18 protein-coding genes and 2 pseudogenes are annotated in these 22,149 nt (G+C 58.8%); 8 read left to right on the top strand and 12 right to left on the bottom strand.

What is annotated here, in order from left to right; translation table 11 throughout:
- The first annotated feature begins 203 nt into the window (after nt 1-203).
- Genes IB213_RS10475 through IB213_RS10465 form a run of 3 tightly spaced genes read left to right on the top strand, consistent with a single transcriptional unit; the run spans nt 204 to nt 3,237 of the window.
- Nucleotides 204-785, top strand: a complete 582-nt coding sequence (locus IB213_RS10475) for an OsmC family protein (protein WP_191724034.1) — start codon at nt 204-206, stop codon at nt 783-785.
- Entirely contained in the window at nt 782-2,140 is a 1,359-nt protein-coding gene (locus tag IB213_RS10470; RefSeq protein WP_192406358.1) for an O-acetylhomoserine aminocarboxypropyltransferase/cysteine synthase family protein, read from the top strand. The genes IB213_RS10475 and IB213_RS10470 overlap by 4 nt, the downstream gene beginning before the upstream one ends.
- Entirely contained in the window at nt 2,137-3,237 is a 1,101-nt protein-coding gene (locus IB213_RS10465) for an isopenicillin N synthase family oxygenase (RefSeq protein WP_192406357.1), read from the top strand. The genes IB213_RS10470 and IB213_RS10465 overlap by 4 nt, the downstream gene beginning before the upstream one ends.
- 317 nt (nt 3,238-3,554) lie before the next feature.
- Here IB213_RS10465 and IB213_RS18405 read toward each other — a convergent pair whose 3' ends face one another.
- The 8 genes and pseudogenes from IB213_RS18405 to IB213_RS10430 all read right to left on the bottom strand — a co-directional run bounded on the left by IB213_RS18405 (nt 3,555) and on the right by IB213_RS10430 (nt 12,839).
- A complete protein-coding gene (locus tag IB213_RS18405; protein ID WP_370551217.1) occupies nt 3,555-4,157 on the bottom strand; it encodes an alkylhydroperoxidase domain protein in 603 nt (200 codons plus the stop codon).
- 72 nt (nt 4,158-4,229) lie between these two features.
- A pseudogene (locus IB213_RS18400) lies at nt 4,230-4,847 on the bottom strand (CMD domain protein); the annotation flags it as partial.
- Between the two features lie 15 nt (nt 4,848-4,862).
- The gene (locus IB213_RS10455; protein ID WP_192407137.1) at nt 4,863-5,957 is read right to left on the bottom strand and encodes a putative FMN-dependent luciferase-like monooxygenase; all 1,095 of its coding nucleotides are present in this window, start codon (nt 5,955-5,957) and stop codon (nt 4,863-4,865) included.
- Nucleotides 5,890-7,641, bottom strand: a complete 1,752-nt coding sequence (locus IB213_RS10450) for an ABC transporter ATP-binding protein (RefSeq protein ID WP_192406355.1) — start codon at nt 7,639-7,641, stop codon at nt 5,890-5,892. Before IB213_RS10450 ends, IB213_RS10455 begins: the two co-directional genes overlap by 68 nt.
- Nucleotides 7,638-8,426, bottom strand: a complete 789-nt coding sequence (locus tag IB213_RS10445) for an ABC transporter permease (protein WP_225214225.1) — start codon at nt 8,424-8,426, stop codon at nt 7,638-7,640. Before IB213_RS10445 ends, IB213_RS10450 begins: the two co-directional genes overlap by 4 nt.
- A 160-nt stretch (nt 8,427-8,586) precedes the next feature.
- Complete coding sequence (locus tag IB213_RS10440; protein ID WP_192406351.1) at nt 8,587-9,528, bottom strand: ABC transporter permease; 942 nt, start codon at nt 9,526-9,528, stop codon at nt 8,587-8,589.
- Between the two features lie 15 nt (nt 9,529-9,543).
- The gene (locus IB213_RS10435; RefSeq protein WP_192406349.1) at nt 9,544-11,211 is read right to left on the bottom strand and encodes a TIGR04028 family ABC transporter substrate-binding protein; all 1,668 of its coding nucleotides are present in this window, start codon (nt 11,209-11,211) and stop codon (nt 9,544-9,546) included.
- A gap of 11 nt (nt 11,212-11,222) precedes the next feature.
- The gene (locus IB213_RS10430) at nt 11,223-12,839 is read right to left on the bottom strand and encodes a TIGR04028 family ABC transporter substrate-binding protein (protein WP_225561067.1); all 1,617 of its coding nucleotides are present in this window, start codon (nt 12,837-12,839) and stop codon (nt 11,223-11,225) included.
- A 294-nt stretch (nt 12,840-13,133) separates the two neighbouring features.
- Here IB213_RS10430 and IB213_RS10425 point away from each other — a divergent pair, with 294 nt between their 5' ends.
- From IB213_RS10425 to IB213_RS10410, 4 genes are all read left to right on the top strand, one after another.
- The gene (locus IB213_RS10425; protein ID WP_192406343.1) at nt 13,134-13,946 is read left to right on the top strand and encodes a VOC family protein; all 813 of its coding nucleotides are present in this window, start codon (nt 13,134-13,136) and stop codon (nt 13,944-13,946) included.
- Nucleotides 13,947-14,026: 80 nt separating this feature from the next.
- Nucleotides 14,027-14,854: a MetQ/NlpA family ABC transporter substrate-binding protein gene (locus IB213_RS10420; RefSeq protein WP_191724024.1), complete on the top strand. Its 828-nt coding sequence runs from the start codon at nt 14,027-14,029 to the stop codon at nt 14,852-14,854.
- An 8-nt stretch (nt 14,855-14,862) separates the two neighbouring features.
- Complete coding sequence (locus IB213_RS10415; protein WP_192406341.1) at nt 14,863-15,933, top strand: methionine ABC transporter ATP-binding protein; 1,071 nt, start codon at nt 14,863-14,865, stop codon at nt 15,931-15,933.
- Nucleotides 15,917-16,570, top strand: a complete 654-nt coding sequence (locus IB213_RS10410) for a methionine ABC transporter permease (protein WP_192406337.1) — start codon at nt 15,917-15,919, stop codon at nt 16,568-16,570. Before IB213_RS10415 ends, IB213_RS10410 begins: the two co-directional genes overlap by 17 nt.
- Before the next feature lie 5 nt (nt 16,571-16,575).
- On the opposite strand, the pseudogene IB213_RS10405 reads toward IB213_RS10410, so the two are convergent.
- From IB213_RS10405 to IB213_RS10390, 4 genes and pseudogenes are all read right to left on the bottom strand, one after another.
- Nucleotides 16,576-16,911, bottom strand: a pseudogene (locus tag IB213_RS10405) (TRAP transporter large permease subunit); the annotation flags it as partial.
- 180 nt (nt 16,912-17,091) lie between these two features.
- Nucleotides 17,092-18,645 carry a galactarate dehydratase gene (gene garD, locus IB213_RS10400; RefSeq protein ID WP_192406333.1) on the bottom strand — a complete coding sequence of 518 codons (1,554 nt, stop codon included), beginning with the start codon at nt 18,643-18,645 and terminating at the stop codon, nt 17,092-17,094.
- 106 nt (nt 18,646-18,751) lie between these two features.
- Nucleotides 18,752-19,753, bottom strand: coding sequence for a tripartite tricarboxylate transporter substrate binding protein (locus IB213_RS10395; RefSeq protein ID WP_191724019.1), 1,002 nt, complete (start codon nt 19,751-19,753; stop codon nt 18,752-18,754).
- 53 nt (nt 19,754-19,806) lie between these two features.
- The gene (locus IB213_RS10390) at nt 19,807-21,102 is read right to left on the bottom strand and encodes a glucarate dehydratase family protein (RefSeq protein ID WP_192406330.1); all 1,296 of its coding nucleotides are present in this window, start codon (nt 21,100-21,102) and stop codon (nt 19,807-19,809) included.
- Nucleotides 21,103-21,287: 185 nt separating this feature from the next.
- Between IB213_RS10390 and IB213_RS10385 the strand changes: the two genes are divergently transcribed.
- Nucleotides 21,288-22,100 carry a FadR/GntR family transcriptional regulator gene (locus tag IB213_RS10385; protein WP_192406328.1) on the top strand — a complete coding sequence of 271 codons (813 nt, stop codon included), beginning with the start codon at nt 21,288-21,290 and terminating at the stop codon, nt 22,098-22,100.
- The last annotated feature ends 49 nt before the right edge of the window (nt 22,101-22,149 follow it).

The raw sequence follows: 22,149 nt of genomic DNA, 5'->3' as shown, positions 1-22,149 counted from the left end.
AAGTGCTACCACGATAGGTTGCACACCCCTTTGTCACAAGCAACGAAAACAGGTATCGATATACGGAAAACTTCACGTTCTGCTAGGTCTAATTGCTCACAAAAAACGCATAAGCAAACACGCAAAACTTCGTAGCTTTCATCGCGGGTGTGCCCAACCATGGCGTCTTTCCAACCGGTTTACCCATCACACGGAGCATCACCATGGGCCTCAACAACTATCTTTCCCACAAACGCACTGCCGTCTTGGCGCGCCAGCAACGCGTTGCCGATGGGACCGCTCAGGCCAATCAGCTGCACGCCCACGTCACAGCGGAAGGGCGTAGCGGTATACGCCGTTTGCGCATCCGTGAGCACCAGATCATCAGTGACAGCCCCCATGACTTCGCTGGTTTCAACCTCGGACCATCCTCGCCCGAGTTGCAACTCGGCGTGTTGGGCACCTGTGTGACCCACATTTTTGAAATTCAGGCCGCATTGCTGCAAGTGCCGCTGGACAGCATTGAGGTGGATATTCACGGCACCATTGATCCGCGTGCCGGTCAGCCCGGTCATGAGGCGACGCCCATCTGGCCGCATGACATTCACTACGAAGTGCAACTGCAATCCAGCGCTACTGACACGCAACTGCAAACATTGTTTGATGCCGTGGAAAAGACCTGCCCCATCCTGAACCTGCTGCGCAATCCCCAACAAATTTCGGGCTCATGGGTACGCCAATCAACAAGCGCGACCACCACCGCTCCTACCGCCAGCGCGCACCACCCCGAAGCACTGCACGCATGAGTCAGTCGCCTGCCTCCCACTGGCATGCGGACACCTTGGTGCTGCATTCTGGTTATGACGGCCTGCAGCACCAGCGTAGCGCTGCAGTACCGGTTTACCACTCCACCTCGTACCTGTTTGAGAATGCCCAGCAAGGCGCTGAGCTGTTTGACCTGGTGCAGGAAGGCCACATTTACGCCCGCACCAGCAACCCTACCCAGAGCGTGCTGGAGCAACGCATCACGCAATTGGAAGGTGGCACAGCTGCTCTAGCCGTGGCATCAGGCATGGCGGCGATCGACATTGTGCTGGCCACTTTGGCGCAAGTGGGGGATCACGTCATCGTGGCTTCGACCTTGTACGGAGGCTCGCACAATCTGATTGCGCATGTGTTGCAAGGTCGGGGCATCCACAGCACCGTGGTGGCACGCAACGATCCTGATGCGCTGCACCAAGCGATCACCCCACAGACCAAAGCCGTGTTTGTTGAATCTGTGGGTAACCCATCGGGCGATGTGGCCGATCTGGCCCATATCGCCCACATCGCCCACGCCCAAGGCGTGGCCGTGGTGGTAGACAACACCTGCGCCACACCACTGCTGATCCGCCCCTTCCAACACGGGGCAGATGTGGTTGTGCATTCGGCCACGAAGTACATCGGCGGTCATGGCGTGGTCATGGGGGGCTTGATTGTAGATGGTGGCCGTTTCGACTGGCAGGCACACGCCCAACGCTACCCGCAGCTAACACAGCCAGAACCCGCCTTTCACCAAGTGGTGTTCACCGAACGCTACCCTGAAGCCCCCGTCGTGGCCCGTGCACGCACCGTCATGCTGCGCAATGCCGGCGCCACGCTGGCAGCCAACTCTGCCTTCTTGCTGCTACAGGGATTAGAGACGTTGGCACTGCGCATTGACCGCATCAGCAGCAACACGCGTGCTGTACTGAATTTTCTGCAGGACCTCCCGCAGGTCAGCCACATCCAGCATGTAGCCCACCCCAGTCACCCCGACTATGCCCACGCCAGGCGCTATCTGCACGAGGGCCGCATTCCTGGCTTGCTATCGTTTGAATTGCATGGTGGCCGCGCCAGCGCTCAGCGTTTTTATGATGCCCTGCAACTGTTCCAGCGGTTGGTGAATATTGGTGACAGCAAATCACTGGCCGCCATTCCCGCTGAGACCACCCACCACCTACTGACCGATGCAGAGCTGGCGCGCGCCGGCATTGCACCGGGCTTGGTACGGCTGTCGATGGGCATTGAGCACCCTGACGACCTGCTGGGCGACCTGCGCCAAGCGCTTGCGCACTGTCGTCACACAACCACTTCGGCCACCGTTTCTTCTGCACCTTTCGATTTTCAGGAGTCCTTATGAGCACCATTGCTTCCGCCTTGGCCGCCAGTGCCGCCGTCAATGCCCTGCCGGTCATCAATCTGGAAGAGCTGGGTGACAGCGAGCAGCACACGCCCGCACACAGCCGCCTGGCGCACATTGCGCGTGAGACCGGGTTCTTCTACCTTGAAGGGCACGGTATTTCGCCTGAACACATTGCCCGCCTGGAAGCTGCAGCCCGGCAGTTTTTTGCGCTGCCCGCTGCCGCCAAGCAGCAAATCGCGATAGCGCAGACCCGCCACTTTCGTGGCTACACCGGCGTCGGCGGGGAAATCACCCGTCTGCAACCCGACCTGCGCGAACAAATTGACTTTGGTGAAGAGCTGCCGGCCGTGCCACCAAGCCCCGAAACGCCACAGTGGTGGGGACTGCAAGGCCCGAACCAGTGGCCCCAAGCGCAGCCCACTTTGCAATCAGAAATTCTGCTCTGGCTGGACACGACACGTGCCGTGGCACAGCGCCTGCTCAAAGCCTTTCTGGTAGCCCTAGAGCAACCGGCCACTGCACTGAACCAACTGGTGGCCTCACCGCACAACCATCGCCTCAAGATCATTCATTACCCGGGCCAAGGCAGTAGCCAGTCCGACCAAGGCGTTGGCCCGCACAAGGATGGCGGCTTGCTGACCCTGCTGCTGCAAGACCAAGTCGGTGGTTTGCAGGTGCAAACGCCACAAGGCTGGCTGGATGTGCCACCCCGCAAAAATGCCTTTGTCATCAACATCGGGGAAATGCTGGAGCTGGCTACCAACGGCTACCTGCGCGCCAATGTGCACCGCGTGCGCTCACCCGGCGCCGGGGTCAGCCGCTACTCCATCGCTTACTTCTTTTCACCCAGTCTGCATGCGCACGAGGTGCCGCTTTTAAGCCTGCCCGCGCACCTGGCCAGCCAGGCACGCGGGCCAGAGAGCGATCCGCTCAATCCTTTGTTCAGTCATATTGGCACCAATGCGCTGAAGGGCCGCGTGCGCTCGCACCTTGATGTGGCCCAGCGCTTTTACCCGCAGCAGTATGCAGAGCATCTGGCTGCGCTCGCCAGTCTGGACCCAGCGCAAAAAGAAGCCGCACAGGCTTATGCTTAATAATACTCATCAGATATGCACCTGACCCAGTATTCATAAGCGCTATCAGCTATCAAAATTAAAAGGCAGCTGCAGCTGCCTTTTTTTATCTTTGTCATAACCCCACGGGGTCAAATCATGCAACAGGGACCCGCGACGCTTTAGTCCAAAGTCCTGGCCTCCGTTGATTCGCTGCACGAAAAGCACCACTAGCAACGATGCAAGCACAGTGCCCACCCTGTGCACAATCTCAAACGCCTATTGCTTCATGGGTGAATCATGGGCAAAAAACCTCGATCTCCAACATCGGAGATCGGGGAAATAGGCAACAGCCAGAGTTATGCGTACTGAGGCTCACCCAGCGACAGCATCAGGCGGTTGGCCCAGTTAAAGAATGCGGCTGCATGCACCAAATCTGCAGCAGCCTGGGCATCCAGGCCTTGGTTGCGCAAAGCGGCAATGTGATGTGCATTCAAACGCGGTGGGGTTGCGCTCAAAGCCACGCTGGCATCCACAATCGCATTCCAGCGCGGATCCAGGTTGACCTGCACACCCTCATCCAGCAAACGCTGGACATCGTCCTTGCGCCGCGAAAAGTGGCTGGCAAAGCGGGCGTGCACCGAGGCACAGTAAATGCAGCCGTTGTAGCGCGAGGCTGCTGCCGCTGCCAATTCACGTTCTGCCCGCGGCAAGCCCGCCTCAGGGTTGTAGAAGATGTCTTTGTCGGTACGGGTGCGTGCACCCAGTGTGTCCGGATCGCGCGCCAGCAGCCGGAAATACGGCGATTTGGCTCTGGCCGCATCCACAAGGCCCGCAAAGTGGCGCTCTGTCAGAGCGCTCTCATCCAGCGGTTCCAGCCAAGCCTGCCATTGCAGTTCAGCCTGAGTGAAAACGGCGGGTGCAGCACCCGCAACAGAGCTTGGCGGAGGGCCTGCGGACACTGTCTGAGAGACGGCGCTACGGGTAGCTGGGACAGCAATAGCCTCGTCCCAGCCTTCCACCAGCACCCGCAGACCTGCCACTACCCGCAGTTGAAAACTCAAAAAAGCAACCAATTGAGACAGCACGACAATGTCGTCAGGCAGCCAGCCAGCAGCCTCCAGCGCACGCACACGTTCGGGCGCCGCGTCACGGGGGTGGAACACCAGAAAATGCGCGTGGTGGAAGGCCGCATACAAACGCTCGCCCAGCACAGCGCGCAGCGCATCAGACAGCTGCAGCTCCAGCCCTTCTTGGTTTTCAATGCTCAGTGGCCCGGCAGGAAATTTCCCGTACGGCCCTTGCGTCACACCGGCAGCCACTGCACTGCGCACCGCATAAAACCAGGTGGGAGACAGCTCCTGGAGCAACTGCAAATGAAAGTCTGCCGCCTCCGCTTGCTGGTGCAGCAGTGCGACAAAGGCTGCCACTGCATGGCGTTCAGCACGGGTAACCTGGCCCGCAATAGGCTGCGCAGGCGTGAACAACGCATCATGGCTTTTTTGCGCCTGGGAACGCGTTTCCGGCCGAGTGCGGCGCAGATGGTCCAACCAGTCTCCCGGAACAATGTCAGCCAGAAAATCGATCACATCGACATGGTCAATGCGCAATCCCGCCACAACGCCGGATTTTGTATGCGATAGCTCGGTCATGGTTTAACTCCTGTCTTACGCGGGCTGCAGTTCAGATTCGACGGCAGACACGGATGGATTGGCAAAAGCTGGGTTGGAGGCCGTCCATCCCAAAGCTGGCACCACATATTTGGCAGTCAGCTCCAGTGAACGCAGGATGGCCTCATGCGGTGGATCGATGGAGTGCACCTGGAACACCAGATCGGTCGTGCGCGCCAAGGCGGTATCGGCTTGCAAGGACGCAATCACCTCATCCGGGGTGCCGATGTGCACGTCATAGGCCCGAATCAGCTCTTCCAGCGGTGCATCTGGGCTTACACGTGGGAAAGGTCCTGCCGCTGGCTTGGCATGGCGCACAGCCAAGCGGCGCAAGCCTGTTTCTGCCCAACGCAAGGCATCTTCTGTGCGATCAGTGACGAGCAAAGAACGAGAACCCAGAATGCGTGGAGCCTGCCCTTGCGGCAAAGCGGCCAGATAGGCATCGATGATGGGGTTTTGAATGTCCGACAACGTCAAATGCGGCGCTTGCTCAGGGCGCGGCTGGGTGCGTGAGAGCATCAAACCTTCGCCAGCGGCACCTGCGCGCTGCCCGCCCTCCACAGAGAACGTGGCTTGCCATACGCGCTGCAGCAAATGGGGTGCTGCGGGGTAGATACGCACCCCGCCTTGAAGCGCATCACCACGCCAGGCCGCACGCAAAATCTCGAGATTGCGCCCATACACAGCGCCCCGTTCATGGCTGGCCACACCAAAGGCTTCAAACGACTCCGCCGTACCGCCCGTGCCCAGCCCCACTTCCAGCCGCCCTCCAGACAGCAGATCCAGCACTGCGGTGTCTTCGGCCACACGGATCGCGTTTTCCATGCTCAATGTCACTACACCCGTGCCCAGCCGGATGCGCTGCGTACGCTGCGCGACATGGGCCAAAAATACCAGGGGAGAGGGCAAGCCGCCCTCGTTTTCATGAAAATGGTGCTGTGCCACCCATGCAGAGTCAAAGCCCAGCGCCTCGGCGTGCGCAATCTGCTCGGTCACCAAGCGATAGCGCTCGGCGGCAGGCACATCATCCAGCAAGCGGCTGAAGTAGCCCAGGCGTTTCTTCGGGAATGGGGTGAGATTGGACAAAATCAGTACTCCTTGTGCCAGGAATGGCAGCGATCAGTTCACGGGTGTAATGGCTGCGTGGGTGCAGAAAGACCTGCTCCACCGAGCCCTGCTCTACCACCTTGCCGTGTTGAAGCACGGAGACGGTATGGGCGATCTGGCGCACCACCGATAGGTCATGCGTAACAAATACATAGGTCAATTGCAGTTGCTGCTGCAACGTTTCTAAAAGCTTCAAAATCTGCGCCTGCACGGTTACATCGAGGGCAGAGACAGCTTCGTCAAGCACCAATACTTCAGGCTGCAGTACCAAAGCACGGGCGATGGCAACGCGCTGACGCTGCCCGCCAGACAATGCATGGGGCTTGCGCGTCTGTAGTTCACTGGCCAGCCCCACACGGGCCAACGTCTCTTGAACACGCTGACGGCGCACCGCCACAGGCAAGCGGTCGAAATTGCGCAACGGCTCTTCAACAATGTCGAACACCGACTGGCGCGGGTCCAGCGATGCGAAAGGGTTCTGGTACACCAGTTGCACCTTGCGCCGAAATTGCCGCAACGCCTCACCACGCAAAGCGGTGACATCCACGCCTGCAATGTGAATCTGCCCTTGCGTTGGCCGCAGCAGTCCCACCAGCGCACGAATAGTGGTGGTCTTGCCCGATCCTGACTCGCCCACAATCGCATGCGTACTGCCACGCTGTACCTGGAAAGACACGCCATCGACCGCCTTGAAGGGTTCAACGTGACCGGGCACCACAAACTGCTGGCGCAGTCCCTGCACCTGAACAGCCCAGTCATCCGTCGTGTTTTCAGGCAACGCTGCCCGGGCAGGCGGAGCAGACAAGGCGGGCGCATCGGCCAGCAACTGGCGTGCGTAGCTGCTTTGCGGCTGGCGCAGCACCTTCAAGGTTTCACCGGCCTCCTGAATACGGCCATGGCGCAGCACCACGATGCGGTGCGAGCGGTCAGCCGCCACACCCAAGTCATGGGTCACCAACAGCACGGCCGTGCCCGTCTCGCGGCGCAGGGTGTCGATCAGATCCAGAATACGACGCTGAACGGTGACGTCCAATGCACTGGTGGGCTCATCCGCAATGATCAGCGCTGGTTTCAAAGCCACGGCCATGGCAATCAATACACGCTGCTTCATGCCCCCTGAAAGTTCATGCGGGTACTGGCGGTAGCGCAGCTCAGGCCGTGTCATGCCCACCTTTCGCAGCAGATCTACCACCTGTTTTTCAATGGCTGTAGCATCGCGCCAGCCATGCAGCTGCAGCACCTCAGCCACCTGAGCGCCAATGGTGCGCACCGGGTTCAAAGATGCGCCAGGGTCTTGCGGCACCAGGCTCAACACCCGCCCACGCAGGCTGCGCCACTGCACCTCCCCGGCATAGGTCACATCCTGGCCGAGAAGGCGAATGCTTCCACCCACGACCTGACCATTGCTGGGCAGCAGGCCAATAGCGGCCTGCGAGGTGGTGGATTTACCCGAGCCCGACTCACCCACCAAGGCCACCACCTCGCCAGGACGCACTGTCAGAGACACACCATGCACAACCTGCCGCAGCTGGTCACCTTCACGGTAGGCGATTTGCAGGTTGTCGATTTCCAATACAGCATCGACACCTGAAACCGTAACTGCGGGGAGAACAGGCGGCTGCCCAGCCGTACGCAGCAAACGTTGCCGCCAAAATTGCCAAGCGCTCATGGTTGGCCTCCTGACAATGAAGCGCTGATGCGATTGACCGCCAGCACCATTGCCACGACCACCAGCCCAGGCGCAGTGGTCAGCCACCACGCAGTAGACAAGTAGTTACGCCCCTCTGCAATCAACAGCCCCCACTCGGGAGTGGGTGGTGGAGCGCCATAGCCCAGAAAACCCAGCGTGGCGATCGCCAAAATGGCCGTCCCGAACTGCAGTGCGGCCAACGCCACCACCGATGTCAGCGAATTGGGCAGCACATGCCGCCACAGCACGGCGCTGAAACGTCCGCCGCTGCCGAAGGCCGCTTCCACATACTCCGTTCTGCGCACCCGCACCACCTCTGAGCGCACCAACCGCGCAAAACTGGCCACCGAGGCCACGCCCACGGCAATCGCGGCATTCACCGTACCAAAGCCCAGGACGATGATGATGGTCAGTGACAGCAACAAAGAAGGCACTGCCAGCAGCACATCAACCAGACGCATCAGGGCATCGTCGATGCGCCCTCCTAGCGCACCAGCCAGCAAACCCAAAGTTGTACCCACCACCAAGCCCACACCCACCGCCACCAGTGCCCCAGCCAGCGAGTGCACAGCGCCATGAACCACGCGAGTCCAAACGTCGCGCCCCAAAGCATCCGTCCCCAGCCAATGGCCAGAGCCCGGTGCCTGTAACTGCTGCCCCGCCTGACCGACGAGCGGATCATGGCCGCTGAACCAACCGGGCAAGACGGCCCACAGCAGCACCAAAATGACCACACTCCACGCCAGCCACAATCCTAGAGGCATGCGCGCGGCGCGTCGCAATGCAGTTTGCAAGGCCGGGCGATAAGACCAAGGCACAGTTTGTACTTTCTCGACTTGCTGGAGTTGCTGATGGGCCTTGCCCTCAGTGATTGAAGACGCCTGTAGCACCAAATCTTCGTTGTGTGTGAATGCATTCATCGCATCAGCCTCCTACCGCATTGCACAGCCGTGGATCCAGCCAGGGATAGAGCAGATCCACCATCAGATTGATCATCACAAAAGCCGTCGCCGACACCATCACCACGGCTTGCAGCACGGCGGTGTCTTGGTTGCCAACGGCCTGCTGGGTCAAACTGCCCAGACCGTTGAGACCGAACACGGCTTCGGTCACCACGGCACCCGCCAGCAACTCACCAAACAGCACACCAGCCATGGTCAGCACAGGCAGCAAGGCATTGGGAGCGGCATGGCGCAGCAGCACATGCAACTGCGATGCCCCTTTGGCACGTGCCACAGCCACATAAGGCTGGGCCATGGCGGCATCCAGATTGCGCATCAAAATCTGCGCCAACGGTGCAGAAATAGGCACCGCCAGCGTCAGCGTTGGCAAGATCAAGCCTTGCCAGGGGCCAGGATTGATTACCGGCACCCACCCCAGCCGGAAGGACACCCACTGGATCAGCATGATGCCCAGCCAAAACACCGGTATGGACACAAACAGCGAAGGCAGCGACTGCAGCAATGCGCGCACACTTTGAACCCGCACCACACTGGCCGCCAAGGCCAGTGCCAGTGCCAGCAGCAAGGCGACGGCCAACCCCAAAGCCGCCAACCGCAAGGTTGGAGGCAAGTTGGTAGTCAGCCCTTCACTGACAGGCACACCGGCCTGCAGCGAATACCCAAAATTTCCTGTCAGAAACTGGCCCAGCGTATGCAGGTACTGGCGCCAGGCGGGCTGATCCGTTCCGTAGGCGGCCTGTATCTCGGCAATCTGCTCTGGCCCCAAACCCAGATCAGGATTGAGAAACTTGATCAACACCGCATCGCCTGGCATCAACTGCAGCAACACAAACGACGTGGTGAACGCGGCCCACAACACCAGCAGAGCCTGACCGATGCGGCGTAAGAGATAGGAGTTCATCATGTGCAGGCCTCCGTCTCAGTGCTTGTCAAGCCAAGTGGCATAAAAACTGGGGCGCCCCACCGCTTCAAAAGCCACATCCTTGACCCAAGGGGCGCCCGCAAAAACCTGGGGCTCCTCAAACAAAGGAATCACGTAGGCTTGATCCACCAGATAGTGCTGCACCTCGCGCGTCAGCTCCAATCTTTGGGTGGTGACCGGTTCCCGGGCAATGGCATCCAACAAGCTGTTGAGCCGGTCGTCGACAAAATTGTTGACCTTCTGGCTCACACCGCCTTTTTGCAGCAACAGATTGCGGTTGGTCGGGTAATAGTTGCTCTTGATCACGTCCGGATCGGCGCGGCCTACCATGGCCGGAATCACGGGGGTTTTGAGCGGATCCAAACTGTCCAGCGTCTTGCTACCTGAGTCGCCCGCCAACACATTGAACCTGACACCCACCTGCGCCCATTGCTGGGCGATCAGTTGCAGCACTTCTTTGTTCTGCACATAGTTGAGCGACTCATAGGTTGACAGCACCAGAGGCTGGCCGTCCTTCTCGCGCACGCCACCGGGGCCGGGCTTCCAGCCCGCTTCATCCAGCAGCGCCCTGGCCTGTTCTGGGTCGAATTTCAGCTTGTCCGACAGATCCGCATAGCCCGCCGCCGTGGACACGATGACACCTGTGGCCTGCGGATAGTGCTCAGAGAACAGTGTCTGTACGATCTGCTGGGCATCAGTGGCGTGCAACAAGGCCTTGCGCACGCGGACATCAGCCACCAACGGGTTGTCAGGGCGGAAGGCCAGACTGTCGTTTACCCCCCGTGTCGATGAGGCATAGATGGGGAACTGCTTTGCCTGCACACGCTTTTCGTCATACGCCTGAATCTGGCGAATAAACCCCGCTTGCCCTGCCAGCAGCGCACCAATGCGCACACCGTCTTCGGGGGCCACCACAATCTGTATGCCATCCAGCCTTGCACGCCCCTGGTGCGCCAGTTTGATGGGCCCCCACGCATAGTCCTTGCGCGCAGCCAGATGCAGCTCTTTACCCAAGGTTTCGCGGGCCACCACAAATGGGCCAGAGCCAATAACCTTGGTTGCATCCCCCAACTCATCCAGCGGGTGAGCCAGTGTTGCAGGCGACACCAGGCCCGAGCCGATCACCGAAGTGGCTTGCAGAAAACCCGGCGAAGGCTGGCTGAAATAGAACTTGACGGTGTGTGCATCCACCACCTCACTGCGCTGGTAGTTGTTGATGACCTCGGATACCGAGTGCTTAAGCGCCTTGTTGCCCAGCCCGAAGGTGTCGAAGTTTTTGGCGACAGCGGCAGCATCCAGCGGGGTGCCGTCCGAAAAAGTTACGCCTTCACGCAACTTGAAGCTGTATTCGGTGGCATCGTTGCTGATCGTCCATGCCTGGGCAATCCAGGGTTCAATCTCCAGGGTTTCAGGGTTCTGATAAGTCAGTTTGTCTGTGATCTGATTCAGAATGCCGCCGTTTGGATAAAAGCCCCCTGCTGGCGGATACAGGCTGGTGTGGGCCTGCTGCTCCAGATACACGAGCGTGCCACCCGGAATCGGCGCGCCGGCCTGCACTTGCGCATCTTCAGCAGCACCGCTCTTGGGCGAGCAGCCCGACAGCCACAGACCAGTTGCCACAACCCCTGTTAACAGCCATGTGTGGCGGTATTTTTTGTACACCATGATTGAGGCCCTCAATGCTTGCTCAACCAGGTGGCGTAGAAGCTGGGGCGGCCCACGGCTTCAAAACCAACGTCCTGCACCCAGGTGGCGCCAGCAAAGGCCTGTGGTTCTTCAAAAATCGGAATCACATAGGCCTGCGCAATCAGGTAACGCTGTACATCGCTGGTGAGCTGCAGGCGCTGGGCGGAATCGGTTTCGGCAGCAATTGCATCCAGCAAACCGTTGAGCTTGTCATCCACAAAGCTGTTGACCTTCTGGCTCACCCCCCCCTTTTGCAGCAGCGCATTGCGATTGCTGGGGTAAAAATAGCTCTTGATCACATCGGCGTCAGCACGCCCGACCATTCCGGGCGTTACCGGTGTCTTGGCCGGGTCTAGGCTATCCACAATGCGGCTGCCCGCATCACCAGCCAGCACATTCAGCTTGACACCCAGCTTGCCCCACTGCTGCGCCACCAATTGCAGGGTTTCTTTGTTCTGCGGCTGTGGCAGGGCCTCGTAGGCGGTCAGCACCAGATCTTGACCATCTTTCTGTCGCAGCCCTTGGCTGCCCAGCGTCCAGCCTGCTTCGTCCAGCAGACGTTGCGATTTTTCAGGGTCAAACTTCAGCTCTGCTGCCAGATCCACATAGCCCGCTGCTGATTGGGCCACCACCGATGTCGCCTGGGGGTAGTTCGCAGAAAACAGTGTCTGCACCACTTCGGCCGTATTTGTGCCGTGCAACAGTGCTTGGCGCACACGCAGATCTGCGACCAACGGGTTGTCAGGGCGGAACGCAATGCTGTTGTTCACACCGCGTGTGGAAGGCGCATAAATTTGAAATTTCTGGTCCTGCACACGCTTTTCGTCATACGCCTGCACTTGACGGATCAAACCAGCCTGCCCAGAGAGCAACGCTCCGATGCGCACGCTGTCCTCGGGGGTCACCACAAAGCGGATGCTGTCCAGACGCGCCCGCCCCTGGTGTGCATGTTTGCTTGGCCCCCAGTTGTAATCCGCCCGTGCCCTGAGCAGTAGTTCCTTGCCTAACGTTTCACGTTCCACGACAAACGGGCCGGAGCCAATGATGCGGGTGGCGTCTCCCAACTCTTCAAAAGGTCGTGCCAAGGTGGCCAGAGACACCAGACCCGAACCAATCACCGACGTCCCTTGCAAGAAGCCAGGAGAAGGCTTGCTGAAGTAAAACTTGACGGTCAGCGGATCCAGCACCTCACTGCGCTCGTAGTTGTTGATGACTTCCGACACAGGCAACTTCAAAGCTTTGTTACCCAAGCCATAAGTGTCGAAATTCTTCGCAACGGCCGCTGCATCCAAGGGCGTACCGTCCGAGAAGCTCACGCCGCTGCGCAGCTTGAAAGTGAACTCGGTGGCGTTCTCGTTAATCGACCAAGACTGCGCAATCCAAGGCTCAATTTCCAGCGTTTTCGGATCTTGGTAAGTCAGCTTGTCGGTGATTTGGTTGAGTACGCCGCCATTGGGATAAAAGCCGCCCGCTGGGGGATACAGGTTGGTGTGTGCCTGTTGCTCCAGATAGACCAGCTCACCGCCTTGCGCTGCACCGCCCTGCCGCCCTGCAGTCTCTGTAGCGCTTTGCTGGGTGCAACCGGCCATCCAAACCCCTGCGACCATGGCTACCAGCCACCAACCTTGACGTTTGCTTCTGCTTTGTTTCTGCACGAGACCATCCATCCTTCATGCCGTTGCGGCGCTGTAATGCAAGAACTGGGAAAGAGAAATCCCCCACCAGCTGCCATGAATGCTAGGAAGTTCACTCGCTTTTCTGAAGCGATGTTTTCGCAGTTAGATATGCGCGAAACAGATATGCGTGCAGTGATGCCGGGCGCATAAACAAACACATTTTTCGCATTTGTGCTCCGTGCCTGCAGACGCCATGCTGGCGTTTTCAGCAACCGGAGAAAAACCATGTCCTTGCCTTTGGACCACATCGTGATCGCTGTGAATGACTTGCAAAAAGCCATCAGCGACTACCGCCATCTTGGATTCACCGTCACGCCCGGTGGAGATCATCCCGGACGCGCCACACACAACGCGCTGGTTGTCTTTCACGACGGTGCCTACTTCGAGCTGATCGCGTGGAAAGCGCCAGAAGCACACCATCCGTGGTGGCCCAAGCTTCAACAATTTGGCCCTGGCATCGTGGATTTCGCTCTGCTGCCCAGCACCACGACAGAGACCGTGGCACAGGCGCGCTCTCGGGGTCTGGCCTATCAACCGCCTGTCAACGGCGGCCGCTTGCGCCCGGATGGCGTGGAGCTGCGGTGGCAAAACGCCCGCCCGATCACGGCTGATCTGCCATTTCTATGCGGAGACGTCACGCCACGTGCCCTGCGTGTGCCTGAGGGCGATGTCCGAAACCATGCAAATGGCGTCCATGGTGTGGCACAGCTGCGTATCGCGGTGCATGACCTGGCCGCATCGCTGAAACGCTACCAAGCTTTGCTAGGTTTAGACAGCGCTCCAGATCTTGTCGATGAGTTTGCCAGCCTGCACTTGGGCACTACGGTGCTGCAGCTTGAAACAGCCAAGGCCACCCCCGAAGCCGCAGCACAACTGGCACATCAGGGAGAAGGTCCGTTTGCAATTGGCCTTTACACCCCACATGCCGCTCAGCTACAAAAAGCCTCACTAGAACATAGCTACGGCGCTGCGATCACCTGGATACCCGCCGCTGGCACATCAACGCACGCGCTTCATGCAAACACCGCATTTGCATAGTTGAAAAGCTTTGTTGCCCCGCTCTGCGGGGCTTGAAATACTGGCGCCCTTACCTGCCTATCTTGATCGGAGCACCAGAAATGAATAAACGCGACTTTCTTCGTACATCCGCAGCATTTCTGCTGCCTGCAGCAGTGGTCAATCTTCCATCGCTCGCTTTGGCATCTGCAGCATCACCACCCGTGATTCGCGTGGGAGTGCGGGGCGGTGTGGATGAAGAGATTTGGGAAGTCGTCACCAAAGTGGCCAAAGAGAGCGGGTTGAACGTCAAAGCCGTAGTCCTCAGCGGGGCCATCAGCCCAAATGAGGGTGTACACAATGGTGATCTGGAAGTGAACTCCTTCCAGCACATTCCCTTCCTGCGCGATCAGAACCAGCAACGCGGCTATCAACTGGTTTCGGCAGGCGATACTTATATCTCACCGATCGCGTTTTATTCACGCAAATACAAACGTTTAAGTGATTTACCCGCAGGCGCTCGCGTTGGCATACCGAACGACCCAAGCAACCAGACGCGAGCCTTGGTGGTGCTGCGTGATCAGGGTGTATTGAACTTACGCGCTGATTTCGACCCCTTTACCAGCACAGCTTCACTAGCAGACATCACAGCTTTGCACCAAAAAATTGAACTGGTGGAAATAGCTTCGGTTGTCCTGGCACGATCATTGGATGACTTAGCGGCAGCGGCCATCGTCAACAGTTTTGCCTACCAAGCTGGCCTGGTTGCAACGCGCGACGGTATTGCCGTGGAGAAACGCGAGCGCAACCCTTATGTCAACATCATTGCTGTGCGCGCTGCAGACAAAGAGGCACCATGGACACGCCAGCTGGTCGCCGCTTACCAGTCTGAACCTGTGCGCCAGTTCATTCAGCAGAAATACCAAGGCTCGGTCATTCCAGCGTTCTGACTGACTGCATGACCCTCCCCCCTGCCGTGCAATTGGCACCGCACATTGTTTTTGACAACGTTGGTAAATCCTATGCAGGCCATAGCGGCCTGGTCGAAGCGCTGAGTGCCGTGAGCTTTGATATCCGCCATGGCGAAGTGTTCGGCATCATTGGTCGAAGTGGTGCCGGCAAATCCACACTGCTGCGAACCATCAACGCGCTGGAAACGCCGACATCCGGTCAAGTACAGGTGCACGGCATCAATCCGGCCAAGCTCGACGAAGAAGCGCTGGTCACGCTGCGCCGCCGCATTGGCATGATTTTTCAGCATTTCAATCTGCTCTCTGCCAAGACCGTGGCTGAGAACATTGCCCTGCCGCTGCGTGTGGCCGGCGAGCGCCCTGCACTCATCAAGCGTCGCGTAGACGAACTCTTGAACTTGGTCGGACTGACCGACAAAGCCAACGTCTACCCAGCACAGCTATCAGGTGGACAAAAACAGCGCGTCGGCATTGCGCGGGCATTGGTGCATGCCCCAGAGGTATTGTTGTGTGACGAAGCCACATCCGCGCTTGATCCAGAAACTACGCAATCCATCTTAACGCTGCTGCGCGATATCAACCGACAGTTGAAATTGACCGTCGTGCTGATCACGCATGACATGGGTGTGATACGCGCCATCTGTGATCGCGTTCTGGTTCTGGACCGTGGGCAGGTGCAAGAAGTCGGCAAAGTCTGGCGCGTCTTTGGCGCGCCACAAGCCAAAGCCACACAAGCGTTGCTGCGCCCTTTGCAGCAAGACCTGCCGCCCGATCTGGCACAGCAATTAATGAGCGCACCAACCGAACCGCTGGACCGGGCCGTGTTCAGTCTGCGCTTTGCCGGCTCCCGGCACGCACAAGGTTTGCCGTTGCAAGCCCTTGCCGCATTGGGTCCGCTGGCGACACTGTTGCACGGAGGTCTGGACCGACTGGACGGCCATGCACTGGGCCAGTTGCTGATTTCAGCGCCCGTAGCAAATCTGCCGTCCCTCGAAACATTGCACCATGCCACGGGTGCTGACCATCTGGAATTGCTGGGTTATGTCCGCACCAATTGACAAATATTTGCAAGCTTTTGCCGAGACCTTGCTAATGGTGGCATCCGCCTCGCTGATTGCCATCAGTCTGGGGTTAGTGCTGGCTGTCGTGCTCACAGTCACGGGACCCCGCGGTTTGTATGCACGCCCGCACTTTTACAGGGGGCTGTCTATCACGGTCAATATTTTTCGTGCCATTCCTTTCATCATTTTGCTTGTGGCCTTGTTGCCCGTGACACGCAGCATCGTCGGCACCACGCTGGGTACTTGGGCAGCCGTCGTACCTCTGTCGGTGAACCTGATTCCGTTCTATGCACGCATTGCCCAAGTTAGCCTGAGCGACGTGGACCCCGGTCTGGTCGAAGCAGCGCGCGCCATGGGCTGCAAACGCTGGCATATCGTGCGCCACGTCCTGCTGCCAGAAGCACTCCCTGGCATCATCGGAGGCATGACAGTCAGCGTCATCGCCATCGTCAACGCATCGGCCATGGCGGGTGCAGTCGGCGCTGGAGGGTTGGGTGATCTGGCGATCCGCTATGGTTATGAACGCTACGAAACCAAGGTCATGTTCGAAGTCATCGTGATTTTGGTCGCACTGGTCTCTCTCGTGCAGTTTGCAGGCGAATTTTTGTCCCGCAAAGTCAACCACAGACATTGAGCCTACTATTGTGAAAATAAAAAAGCCCGGAACTTCCGGGCTTTTTTGATGCGCAAGCGCTGTGAATTGAAGCCAAACGCGTGGGGCAACGATGTTGATAGCGCAGGTACAAAAGTCAAAATCATCAGCATCAGCATCAGCATCAGCAGTTGCGCGACGATAAAGATGGGTAACTCTCGTGTCAGGGCAGCAATCGGTGTGCGCGTGGCAACGCCAGTCACAAACAGCAAGCCACCCACGGGTAGCGGGACCATAGCCATGGTCAGATTCACAATCACGATCATGGCAAAGTGCAGCGGGTCAATCCCCAAAACCGCAGAGATGGGTGCCAAGATGGGCATCTCCTGCTTCATCATCCAACGTGACTTGGAAGTACTGAACTACTCAGCGTTTGTGGACAACAAGCGGCCTGCCCCTGTGATCTGATCAAGTCACAAGTGGGCTTACATCAAAAAACGCTGCCTCGACAGCGTTTTTTGCATAGTAAAAATCCATATCGGCTAACCAAGCAGCTGCCCGTTTCAGGTCACTGGCGCTGGATTGAACAGCACCAAGGCGTTGTGCAGTTTCCACTGCTCAGCCCAGGTTTTTTTCTTACCACTGGCCACATCCAGCATCAGTTGGAAAAGCTCCCAGCCCATGCCCTCAATCGTGGCGCAGCCTTCGGCAATCCTTCCGGCGTTGACGTCCATCAAGTCGTGCCAGCGGCGTGCCAGATCGGTGCGTGTCGCCACCTTGATCACAGGGCAGGCGGCCAATCCATAAGGAGTGCCACGGCCTGTAGTGAAAACGTGCAAATTCATGCCTGCAGCCAGTTGCAAGGTGCCGCAGATAAAGTCAGACGCGGGCGTTGCGGCATAGGTCAGGCCTTTTTGCTGCAACTTCTCGCCCGGTGCCAAAACGCCGGTGATGGGCGCAGATCCAGACTTGACGATCGAGCCCATGGCTTTTTCCACAATATTCGACAGCCCGCCTTTTTTGTTACCGGGGGTGGTGTTGGCACTGCGGTCCACGCGGCCCTTGTTCAGGTAGTTGTCGTACCAGGCCATCTCGCGGATCATTGCCTCGGCCACTTCGGGCGTAGAGGCACGCGAGGTCAGTTGATCGATGCCATCGCGCACCTCGGTCACTTCCGAGAACATCACCGAGGCGCCGGCGCGCACCAGCAGGTCTGTGCAAAAGCCCACGGCAGGGTTGGCTGTGAAGCCGCTGAACGCATCGCTGCCACCGCACTGCACGCCCACCACCAGCTCGCTAGCGGGTACGGTTTCGCGTCGGCGTGCGTTCAGCCGCTGCAGGTGTTGCTCCGCCTGGCGCAGGATGGATTCAACCATCGACATGAAACCCACATGGGCCTCGTCCTGCAAACAAACCACATCCAGCGCCGACTCGCGCTCATCCACGATGGGAAAGCTACCCGGCGGCAGCAGGCGGTCAGGTTGCAGTTTCTCGCACCCCAGGCTGACCACCATGACTTCCCCGCCGAAATTCGGGTTCAGGCTGAGGTTGCGCACCGTTCGGATCGGAATCACGGCATCGGGGGCATCGATGGCCACGCCACAGCCATAGGTGTGGGCCAGTGCCACCACGTCATCCACATTCGGGTACTTGGGCAGCAGCTCTGCCTTGATGCGTTGCACAGCGAAATCGGTCACACCAGCCACACATTGAACGGTCTGGGTGATCGCCAAAATATTGCGCGTACCGACCGAGCCGTCGGCATTGCGGTAGCCCTGAAAGGTGTAGCCCTCCAGCGGCGCCTGCACAGGCGGCTTGACTGTGGAAATGGGCAACCCTTCCAGCGAGCGAGCGTCGGGCATCTGCACCAGCTTTTCATGCACCCAGCTACCTGCCGGGATGGGTCTGAGTGCGTAGCCGATCACCACGTTGTAGCGGCGTATCACCCCGCCTTCAGGTATGTCCACCAGCGCAACCTTGTGCGCCTGTGGCACATGATCGACCAGAACCTGTCCACTGGACAACACCGTGCCGGCCGGCAGACCGCCGTCGTTGGCGATGATGGCTACGTTGTCGGCCGCATGCATGCTGATGGAAAAAGGGGTGGGGGTACTCATAGCAATCTCATCTCAGTTATCCGGGGTCCAGCACATACTGCCCTGCGCACCGGTGTCACCATCCTCATGGCAGTGGCACCGGCGTGCATGGCATGGCTTGGCTTGATCAGTCAGCCTTGATACCAGCCGCCTTGATCACCGCTGCCCACTTGGCCACTTCGGTTTTCTGAAACTCAGCCAGTTCAGCAGGCGTCATGCGTGAAGGCTGCATGCCAAAGCTCTTGAGCCGTGCCTGCACCTCAGGTGTGGCGATAACTTTCAAGATCTCGTCATGCAGGCGATCAACGATGGCTTTAGGGGTTCCAGCAGGTGCAAAAACGGCCTGCCAAGAACCCATATCGAAGCCCTTTTCACCGGATTCTGCAACCGTGGGTACATCAGGCAGCGATTCCAAACGCTTAGAACTGGTCACAGCGATAGGACGCAGTTTGCCCGCCTGAATGTGCGGCCCAACCACCAATCCGGTGTCAAACATCATGTCGACCTGGCCACCCATCACATCCTGCACGGCTGGACCGCTGCCCTTGTAAGGCACATGGGTGAACTTCACGCCGGTTTGGTAAGCCAGCAACTCCAGCGCCATGTGGTTGGAGGTGCCACTGCCTGGAGAGGCCGACGACAAGCCACCCACCGCAGCCTTGGCCTTGCTGCCAGCCAGCACTTCGGCCAAAGTCTTGTAAGGGCTGGACGCAGGCACGACCAGCACCAGTGGGCCGGAACCGATCATGGCAATCGGCGTGAAAGACTTAATCGGGTCGTAGTCCAGCTTGGAATACAGGCTCACATTGATGGCGTGCGAGCTGATGGTGCCACCCAGAATGGTGAAGCCGTCCGCTGGTGCGCGCGCCGCCAAAGCTGAGCCCACGCTGCCACCAGCACCACCCTTGTTTTCAATGATGACCGACGTGCCCAGCGCCTTGTTCAGTGGCTGGGCAATCACGCGGGCCAGCGTATCGGTATTCCCTCCGGGTGGGAATGGCACGACATAGGTAATGGGTTTGCTTGTGGGCCAGCTGCTTTGGGCCATTGCAGAGGTGGTCACCACGGTTGCACCCAGCAACAAAGTGCTGGCGGCCAAGGTATGCTGAATCAGAGTACGGCGTTGCATGGTTGTTGTCTCCTGTTGAATAAAAGCGTCTTTTTGCGCTGTGGATGGTGGAATCAAAAGCGGGGTTGCTTGCCGGTAAAGGCCGGGTCGTACCTGCGCATCTGCCCCAGGTCGTCCCGGTTGCGGATACCGCAGTGCAAATAGTTGTCGTGCAAACGGGCGAGCGCCGTGCGGTCCAGCGTCACACCCAGACCTGGCGTGGTCGGCACACGCAAACTGCCTTGCTCAAACTGCAGGCGACCACCTTCGACCACCTCTTCGTCCTGCCAGGGGTAATGCGTATCGCAGGCATAGGTCAGCAACGGCACGCTGGCGCACAAATGGGTCATGGCCACCAGACTCACTCCCAAATGGGAGTTACTGTGCATGGACAGACCGAGATCAAAAGTGCGGCACAAGGTGGACAGGCGTTGCGTAGCGCGCAGACCACCCCAGTAGTGGTGGTCGCTGAGGACGATCTTCACGGGGCAGCCCATGTCGGCGTTGCGGCGAAACTCAGCAAAATCTGTCACCACCATGTTGGTGGCCAGCGGTATATCGCACTCGCGCGCCACAGCGGCCATGCCGTCCAGGCCCGGGGCCGGGTCTTCGTAGTACTCAAGCACACCCTTCAACTGCTGCACGATCTTCAGGCTGGTCTCTACCGTCCAGTTGCCATTGGGATCAATGCGCAGCGGTGTGCCGGGGAAGGCTTCGGCCAGTGCCAAAATGCCTGCGGCCTCTTGCTCGGGCGGCAGCGTACCGGCCTTGAGCTTGATGCTCTGAAAACCATACTGATCAATCATGCGCCGAGCCTGGGTCACGAGCTGGGCAGGCGTGAGCGCTTCACCCCAGGCGTCGGGCGCGTAGGGCTGGCCCACGTGCTCTGCGTACTTGTAGAACAGGTAAGCCGAATAAGGCACCCGATCGCGCGCTGCACCGCCCAGCAGGTCAACAATGGGGGCCTGAGCCATCTGGCCTTGAAGATCCAGCATGGCCACTTCAAAGGCGCTGACCACCTTGGCCACGGTCTTGGATACATGGGTGCCAGGGGCCAACGACACCTGCTGGCCCAGAAACTCGGAGGCTGTGAGCTTAGGTGGTGTGACCAGCGCCGCGACACGGACCTCCATCTCGTTGAGCGCCCAGGGCGACAAGCCCACCAAGGCCGGTGCGGCCTTGGCCAGCGCATCTAGCATGGGCTGGTCGCCATAGCTTTCGTTGATACCGACCAGACCCGAGGCGGTCTCGATCTCGATGATGGAGCGCAAGGCCCAGGGCTCGTGAATTCCCGCAGCATTGAGCAGCGGCGGGTCACGGAAGGCGATGGGCGTGATGCGGATGTGACGGATCGCGTGGGAAGTACTCATCATGGACGATCAGAGAAAGGTATCGGGCACTGGCCTGTGTGTCAGCACTGAGTGCGTACCGGCGCCGTGTACAACCCCTTGGTCAGCCAGTGAGCGGCAAGGGGGAAAAACGGTGGTGACAAGGAGTGCTAGCATGGGCTTCAAGGTACGTTGTCATACAACATAAATCGATTATCATCATTCACATGCGCACCACGACATCGGAATTACCCCAAGCTCCCTCACTTTTTGTGCAGACAGATGGCACCTCTTTGCGCAGCAAGGCTGGGCGTGGCAGCCGCAATTTGGCCAACTTGCTCTTTGAAGAGTTCAGCAACAAGATTCGACAAGGCCTTTTGAACAAGGGGGACAAGCTCCCCACCGAATCAGAACTGGTGCGCAGCTATGACGTTAGTCGCACCGTGGTGCGCGAGGCTTTGTCCAAGCTACAGGCCGCTGGTTTTGTTGAAACCCGCCACGGCATTGGCACTTTTATTCTCTCGACACAGCCCAGCAATCCAGGACCCATGCTGAGCGACCGCGAACTGAGCGAGTCGGTTGACGTTTTGGCCGTCCTGGAGCTGCGCATCAGTCTTGAGAGCGAAGCCGCAGGCCTGGCTGCGCAGCGGCGCCAGCCGGCCCACCTGCTCACCATGCGCGAAGCTCTGCAAGGGTTTGAGTACCACTTTGCACGCGGTGAAGACACGGCGACCCATGATTTAGCGTTTCATCTCAGCATTGCGCACGCCACAGGCAATCGCTACTTTCAAGACATCCTGACCCATTTCGGCAGCCTGCTGATTCCGCGCAATCGCATCACTTCCATTCACACTTCTGCGCGCGACCCGGACTATTTGCGCCGCGTCAACCGTGAGCACGAAGAGATCTTCTCGGCGATTGAGCGGCAAGACGCAGATTCAGCCCGCGCTGCCATGCGCATTCACCTAACGAATTCCCGCGAACGCCTGCGCTTGGCACAGCGTCTGAGCCAAATGCCTGCAGCGCCCGCCATTGACTGAGCGCCAAGAACCAAGCACAAGCAGCGCCGTCAAGCCAAACGGCTACCCC

Source organism: Comamonas sp. CMM02 (genome assembly GCF_014851485.1).
Classification (GTDB): domain Bacteria; phylum Pseudomonadota; class Gammaproteobacteria; order Burkholderiales; family Burkholderiaceae_C; genus Comamonas; species Comamonas avium.
This window is presented reverse-complemented; position numbering and strand designations above follow the sequence as displayed.

Coding starts and splice junctions, on each gene's coding strand:
- IB213_RS10475 (WP_191724034.1), top strand. CDS start 204: ATGGGCCTCAACAACTATCTTTCCCACAAACGCACTGCCGTCTTGGCG.
- IB213_RS10470 (WP_192406358.1), top strand. CDS start 782: ATGAGTCAGTCGCCTGCCTCCCACTGGCATGCGGACACCTTGGTGCTG.
- IB213_RS10465 (WP_192406357.1), top strand. CDS start 2,137: ATGAGCACCATTGCTTCCGCCTTGGCCGCCAGTGCCGCCGTCAATGCC.
- IB213_RS10450 (WP_192406355.1), bottom strand. CDS start 7,641: ATGAGCGCTTGGCAATTTTGGCGGCAACGTTTGCTGCGTACGGCTGGG.
- IB213_RS10445 (WP_225214225.1), bottom strand. CDS start 8,426: ATGCCTCTAGGATTGTGGCTGGCGTGGAGTGTGGTCATTTTGGTGCTG.
- IB213_RS10440 (WP_192406351.1), bottom strand. CDS start 9,528: ATGATGAACTCCTATCTCTTACGCCGCATCGGTCAGGCTCTGCTGGTG.
- IB213_RS10435 (WP_192406349.1), bottom strand. CDS start 11,211: ATGGTGTACAAAAAATACCGCCACACATGGCTGTTAACAGGGGTTGTG.
- IB213_RS10430 (WP_225561067.1), bottom strand. CDS start 12,839: ATGGTCGCAGGGGTTTGGATGGCCGGTTGCACCCAGCAAAGCGCTACA.
- IB213_RS10425 (WP_192406343.1), top strand. CDS start 13,134: ATGTCCTTGCCTTTGGACCACATCGTGATCGCTGTGAATGACTTGCAA.
- IB213_RS10420 (WP_191724024.1), top strand. CDS start 14,027: ATGAATAAACGCGACTTTCTTCGTACATCCGCAGCATTTCTGCTGCCT.
- IB213_RS10415 (WP_192406341.1), top strand. CDS start 14,863: ATGACCCTCCCCCCTGCCGTGCAATTGGCACCGCACATTGTTTTTGAC.
- IB213_RS10410 (WP_192406337.1), top strand. CDS start 15,917: ATGTCCGCACCAATTGACAAATATTTGCAAGCTTTTGCCGAGACCTTG.
- garD (WP_192406333.1), bottom strand. CDS start 18,645: ATGAGTACCCCCACCCCTTTTTCCATCAGCATGCATGCGGCCGACAAC.
- IB213_RS10395 (WP_191724019.1), bottom strand. CDS start 19,753: ATGCAACGCCGTACTCTGATTCAGCATACCTTGGCCGCCAGCACTTTG.
- IB213_RS10390 (WP_192406330.1), bottom strand. CDS start 21,102: ATGAGTACTTCCCACGCGATCCGTCACATCCGCATCACGCCCATCGCC.
- IB213_RS10385 (WP_192406328.1), top strand. CDS start 21,288: ATGCGCACCACGACATCGGAATTACCCCAAGCTCCCTCACTTTTTGTG.